The sequence below is a fragment of the Mycolicibacter sinensis genome (genome assembly GCF_001667945.1).
GTDB classification, from domain to species: Bacteria; Actinomycetota; Actinomycetes; order Mycobacteriales; family Mycobacteriaceae; genus Mycobacterium; species Mycobacterium sinense_B.
The window spans coordinates 62,888-69,522 of the sequence record NZ_LZJK01000075.1; the positions used below are offsets into that span (position 1 = coordinate 62,888).

Consider the following 6,635-nt stretch of genomic DNA (forward strand, 5'->3'; position numbering starts at 1 on the left):
GGGCGTGGGGCGGCGGTCCGCACCGGCGGCAGTTCGGGCGGCCGGCCAATGCCTAGCTACAAGTTCCGCTGGTCGAATCTGCCGGCCGACGTGCTCGGCGCTCTCTGCCACACCCTGATCGCCGGCGGCGACGACTGTGCCCCTGCCGAGGCGCTCCGTGAGGTCTACGGCGCTAGACCGAAAGACGAGTTCGTCCGCGAGGCCTGGCCCACCCTGCTAGAGACCTGGCTCAAACACGACAAGGAGTCCCAGGACTGGATTGTCACCGCCCTGCGGCAGACTCGCCACGAGGACGGCACGCTGACCAAACGGCGCGACCAGCTGGAGTATCTGCGGGATCTGCGGAACGCCAAGAACCTTCGGGCTATCGTCCTCGAAGCGTTCATCGCTGCCGGCGAAAACTCAGCCGACGATGAACCCGACCCGCCACCGCACACTGGAGACGACGTGACCACTACGGCAGAGACGCCGACGACTCCGCCGCAAGACCTCAACATCGCCCCCGGCTCCATCGTGGTCATCCGCGACGAGCAGTGGCTGGTCACCTCCGCCGAGCAGGGTGCCGACGGCTGGCTGGTTCGGGTGCGTGGCCTGTCCGAGTTGGTCGCCGACACCACCGCCGCCTTCTACTCCAGCCTCGACAAGATCGAGCCGCAGGACCCCAAACAAGCCAACGTCATCGCCGACGGCTCATCCGGCTACCGCGACGCGAGACTCTGGCTGGAAGCCCTCCTGCGCAAAACCCCCGTCCCGTACGGCGATCAGGCGATCACGGTCTCTACCCACATGCTCGCCGATACGCTCGAATACCAGAAAGCTGCGATCACCGCCGCGCTCGACCCGGCCCACATCCGCCCGCGCATCCTGATCGCCGACGCGGTCGGGCTGGGGAAGACCATCGAGATCGGGATGATCCTTTCCGAGCTGGTGCGACGCGGCCGCGGCGAACGCATCTTGATCGTCACCCCGAAGCATGTGCTCGAACAGATGCAGCACGAGTTGTGGTGCCGGTTCGCGCTGCCGTTCGTGCGGCTGGACTCCGCCGGCATCCAGAAGGTGCGCCAGAAGCTGCCGGCCACCCGCAACCCGTTCACCTACTTCAAACGCTCGATCATCTCGATCGATACGCTCAAAAGCCCCCGCTACAAGGCGCACCTGGAACGCCAGCAGTGGGATGCGGTGGTCATCGACGAATCGCACAACCTCACCAACATCGGCACCCAAAACAACGAGCTGGCCCGGGTGCTGGCGCCCAACACCGAAGCGCTGATCCTGGCCTCGGCCACCCCACACAACGGCCGCGAAGAGTCCTTCGCCGAGCTGCTACGGCTGCTGGACCCGACCGTGGTCAATCCCGACGGCAGCTTCACCAAACAGGACGTCGAGTCGCTGCTGATCCGCCGGCACCGGCACAGCCCCGACGTTGCCAAAGAGGTCGGCGGGGACTGGGCCGAACGCGCGGAACCGGTACACCGGCTGGTTACGCCTTCCCCGGCTGAGGATGCGGTGGCCGCGGAGCTTTCCACCACCTGGCTGTACCCGCCCGCCGGAAGCTCTCCGTACTCCGGGGATACCAAAGCCCTGTTCCCGTGGACCCTGGCCAAAGCGTTCCTGTCGTCGCCGGCGGCGCTACACGATTCGATCAAAGCCCGCCGCAGCAAACTCAACAGTCGCGACGCAGCGCAGAACACAGAACTGGAAGCCCTGAACGCCCTCGACGAGCTCAATGCCAAGGCGCTCGCCACCCCGGCTGGCAAGTTCACCGCGCTCACCGATCGGCTGAAAGAGATCGGCGTCGGCAAAGACAAGCCAACCCGCGCGGTGGTGTTCGCCGAACGGGTCGCCACCTTGACCTGGCTGCGCGATCACCTGCCCACGGCGACCGGACTGAAACCGGAGAACATCGCGATGCTGCACGGCGGGCTCTCCGACGTCGAACAGCAGGAGATCGTCGACAGCTTCAAACTGGAAACCTCCCCGATCCGGGTGCTGGTCACCGGGGACGTGGCTTCGGAGGGGGTGAACCTGCACGCGCAGTGCCACCACCTGATCCACTACGACATCCCGTGGAGCCTGATCCGCATCGAGCAGCGCAACGGCCGCATCGACCGCTACGGCCAGAAGCATCCGCCGGTGATCTCCTCGCTGATCCTCGACCCCAATGACGAGAAGTTCTCCGGTGATCTGCGGGTGCTGTCGAAGCTGCTGGAACGCGAGACTCAGGCGCACACCACCCTCGGCGATGTTGCTTCGTTGATGGGCAAACACAGCGTCACCGAGGAAGAAAACGTCATCCGCGACGTGTTGGCCAAGGGCCGCAACCTCGACGACGCGGTCCGCACCGCCGAGCAGGTCGCCGACGGCGACGACCTGGATGCGTTCTTCGCCCAGTTCGACGCGGTTGACGACACGCCCGCCCCGCTGCCGCAAGCACCCCGGCAAAGTTTGTACGCCGACGACCTGACCTTCCTCAACGAAGCCCTGCACGCGGCGTTCCACGACGTGCCACACGCGCCACCGAACAACGGCGGCGTGGGTTGGAAGGTCAACCCCGCGCACGGCATCGCCGAGTTCACCCCGCCGAAAGACCTGGGGCAGCGGCTCGGCCAGCTCCCGCAGAACTACCTACTGCACGGCCGGGTGCTCGAACGGCTGAAGCTGGCCACCACCACCGCGGTGGGGGAGGCGCAGCTGCGCGCCGCCCGCGACGGCAAGGGCGTCAACAACACCACCTGGCCCGAAGCGCACTACCTCGGCCCGCTGCACCCGGTGCTGGACTGGGCGGCCGACCGCGCCCTGGCCGCACTCGGGCGCAACCAGGTGTTCGCCATCCGCGGCGACGTCGACGCCCCCACCGTGCTGCTGATGGGCACCTTGACCAACAAACGCGGCCAACTGATTTCACGGGTGTTCTCCACCGCGACATTCCCCAACCCGAACAACCCCAGCTTCTGCCTGGTCGAAGCGCTCGAAGACCTGGCCTTCCTCACCACCGACACCGGCCTCAAACCGGGATCCTCCAACCCGGGACCGATCGCTGACGCCGAACGCTACCGCGCCCTGATCCCGGTCGCGGTCGAGCACGCCCAGCGTGAAATGGCCCGGGTACTCGACGCGCAAGACCAAGCCACCACCGCGCGACTCACCGCATGGCGGCAACGCGCCGACCGCTGGCATGAGGCCGCCAAGCACCTGGAAGCGATAGGCGCGCAACGCTCCCGGGTCACCAAACTGGGCCGACGCATCACCGAAGAACAACAGCTGGCCGACCTGCTGGCTCCCACCCAGCAGCTGGTGCGTCCGCTGCTGGTGATCGTTTCTGGAAAGGACCGATAGACCGTGGCCTCCTACGATTCGATCGTCGTCGGCGAGGACTGGATCAGCGAGCACTACTTCACCACCGACTCGGCCCGGGAATCCTTCCAAGGCAAGGTGATCGAGCTGCGCAAGCAGTGGGACGCCGAAGCCAAGGAAGGCCGCGAGACCATCCGACACCGGCTGCTGGCTGCTACCCGCGAGCTGCAAACCACGCTGTCGACACTGGCAGAAAACCCCGATGCTGCCCGCGACGCGCACACTCTCGTGCGCCGCACCCTCGGCTACCCCGAGACTCTCACCGAGTTCACCGGGGAACGAGCTGGAACCGAGCTGCGGCTGCCGAACGCTCAACCGCCCGGTGTCAGCAGTGTTCTGCTGCTGCAAGCCCACCCGGTCGAGTCGATCGATGATCTGCTCGACCCGCAAACCAGCCAGCTGCTGGACGCCGGGGAGGAAGACGGCAAACCGATCGAAGCGGTCTCCAAGGCGATCTCGGCGGCATTCCGCGCCGACGAACCACCGGCATTCGTGCTGGTGCAAGCCGGCCAATGGGTGCTGCTCGCCGAAGCCGAACGCTGGGCCGAAGGCCGCTACCTTGCGGTGGACCTGTTGGTGGTGGCCGAACGACGCGATGAAACCCGCGGCGGCGAGATCGACCGGGCGGCAGCCATCCTCGGCAGCCAAGCCCTGCTGCCCGATGCCGAGGGAAACATCTGGTGGGCAGGTGTTCTCGACGACTCGATCAAACACACCGTCGGGGTGTCGAAGGATCTACGGGAGGGCATTCGGCTCTCGATCGAGATCATCGCCAACGACGTGGTGGCCCGCCGCGCCCAGCGGGGCTTGCCGCTCGATGACATCGACGCCCAACAGCTGGCCAAGCACGCTTTGCGGTTTCTCTACCGCATCCTGTTCCTGCTCTACGCCGAAGCATCCCCCGAGCTGCGGGTGCTGCCCTCGGGCGCACCCGAATACGGCGAGGGCTACGGGTTGGACCGGCTGCGGGAGCTGACGCTGACCGAGCTAGTCTCCTCGGCGGCGAAATCCGGCACCCACCTGTATGAGTCGTTGGCGACGCTATTCCGGCTGGTCGACGCCGGCCACACCCCGCCCAAAGCTGACATTGTCGACGACCCGGCTCCCGGCCTGGAGTTCAACGCGCTGCGCGCCGACCTATTCGCCAAAGAAGCCACCGCGCTGATCGACCAGGTCAGGCTGAGCAACGAAGCCACCCAGCAGGTGCTGGAACACCTGCTGCTGTCCAAAGAATCCAAGGGCCGCAAGGGAGCTGACCGCGGATTCATCTCCTACGCCGAACTCGGCATCAATCAGCTCGGCGCGGTGTATGAGGGCCTGATGTCCTACACCGGGTTCTTCGCCGACGAAGACCTCTACGAAGTCGCGAAAAACGGTGACCCGGAGAAGGGCTCCTGGGTGGTGCCGGTGTCACGGTCGGATCACTTGTCGAAATCCGACTTCGTGATGAAGCCGAACGAGGTGACCGGCGAATCGGTAGCGGTGATGCATCCGGCAGGCACCTTCGTGTTCCGGCTAGCCGGTAGGGAACGCCAACAGTCGGCCTCCTACTACACCCCCGAAGTTTTGACGAAATTCGTGGTGTCCCAGGCACTCGCGGAGCTGCTGGATCAGGACGGGCAGCGCACCACCCCCGAACAGATTCTGGCGCTGACCATCTGCGAGCCCGCGCTCGGCTCTGGGGCGTTCGCCATCGAAGCGGTACGCCAGCTGGCCGTCGAATATCTCAAACGCGCCCAGGAAGACCGCGGCGAAGTTATCGATGCCGACCAATACCAAGTCGAACTGCAAAAGGTGAAGGCCTACCTGGCGCTGCACCAGGTGTACGGGGTGGACCTCAACGCGACTGCGGTTGAGCTCGCCGAAATCTCGCTCTGGCTCGACACCATGGTTGCTGGGCTGGGTGCCCCATGGTTCGGGCTGCACCTGCGCCGCGGCAACTCGCTGATCGGGGCCCGTCGTGCGGTCTATGCGCCGACGCTGCTGGCCAAGAGGGCGTGGCTCAAAGAAGTACCCAAAGATGTGCCGCTGGGCGAGGAGATAGGCGCGGGCATCCACCACTTCCTGCTTCCCGCCCAGGGCTGGGGCGCGGTGATCGACACTCCCGAAGCCAAAACCTACGCTCACGAGAAACGCGAAGGTCTACGGTTGTGGCGCAACAGTATTCGCTGCAACCCGAGCGGGGGTATCAAGAAGCGGCTGGCCGCACTCGCCCAGCGGGTGGAAACCTTATGGGAGTTTGCCCAACGCCGGCTGACCATCGCCGAATCCGAGATCCGCCGCGACATCCACCTGTGGGGGCAACCGCCGATTGATCAGCCGCAGCCGGTGGTGACCCGTGAACAGATCGAAGCCGTCCTGCATGACGACAACGGCGCCTACCGGCGGCTGCGCCGGGTGATGGATGCGTGGTGTGCGCTGTGGTCTTGGCCCCTGACCACCGACATCGAACCACCGGACTGGGACCAGTGGGTTGGTGGGCTGGAAGCGGTGTTGGGTGTGCCGCCCAAGGCCGGCAAGTTCGAGAAGTATGGACAGACCAGCTTGGCCGGTGATCTGACCTGGCATGAACTTGATGTAGCCGAAGACACCGACCGCACCTTCGGCCAAGCACTGCCGATTGGCAAGGCGTTGGACGGGTTTCCGTGGCTGCGGGTGTGCGATTCGATCGCCGAGACGCAAGGCTTCTTCCACTGGGAGCTCGACTTCGCGCCGGTGTTCGCCCGTGGTGGTTTCGACCTGCAAGTTGGAAACCCGCCGTGGGTGCGGCCCGACTGGGACGAAGCCGGGGTGCTTGCGGAGTTTGACCCCTGGTGGGCGTTGACCGAGAAGCCGGCCGAGCCGGTCAAGGTTCGTAAGCGTGAAGAGACGTTGGCGCAGCCGGGGGCGCTGGACTGGTTTCTCGACGAGCGGGCCGAACAGACCGGGGTCACCGAGCATCTCGGTTCTGGCGTGGACCGACCCGTCTTGGCGGGGCTCCGGACGGACCTTTACCGCTGTTTTATGGAACGGACGTGGCGGTCAATGGCGCCGGAAGGGGTTGCGGGTCTTATTCATCCGGAAAGCCACTTCACTGAAATCCGGGCGAAGGACGATAGCGTCCCGGGGAGTGGTGGACTTCGGATCTGGCGTGGTTCACGCGTTGCGATCAACGAGTCATGTTGAACGCTAGGTGATTTGGTGTTGTTTGGCAAGTGCTGCCGCCGCGTGCTTCTTCGCGATGACCACTCGTAGTTCGTCCATGGAGATATCGGAGAGGTAGCGGCGGGTGACTTGCCATT

At 65.2% G+C, this 6,635-nt stretch carries 2 protein-coding genes; both read left to right on the plus strand.

The features are described from left to right. The first annotated feature begins 48 nt into the window (after positions 1 to 48). Positions 49 to 3,336: a helicase-related protein gene (locus tag A5694_RS10265; RefSeq protein WP_234786545.1), complete on the plus strand. Its 3,288-nt coding sequence runs from the start codon at positions 49 to 51 to the stop codon at positions 3,334 to 3,336. Positions 3,337 to 3,339: 3 nt separating this feature from the next. Next, positions 3,340 to 6,519, plus strand: coding sequence for a class I SAM-dependent DNA methyltransferase (locus A5694_RS10270; protein WP_234787911.1), 3,180 nt, complete (start codon positions 3,340 to 3,342; stop codon positions 6,517 to 6,519). Positions 6,520 to 6,635: the final 116 nt, after the last annotated feature.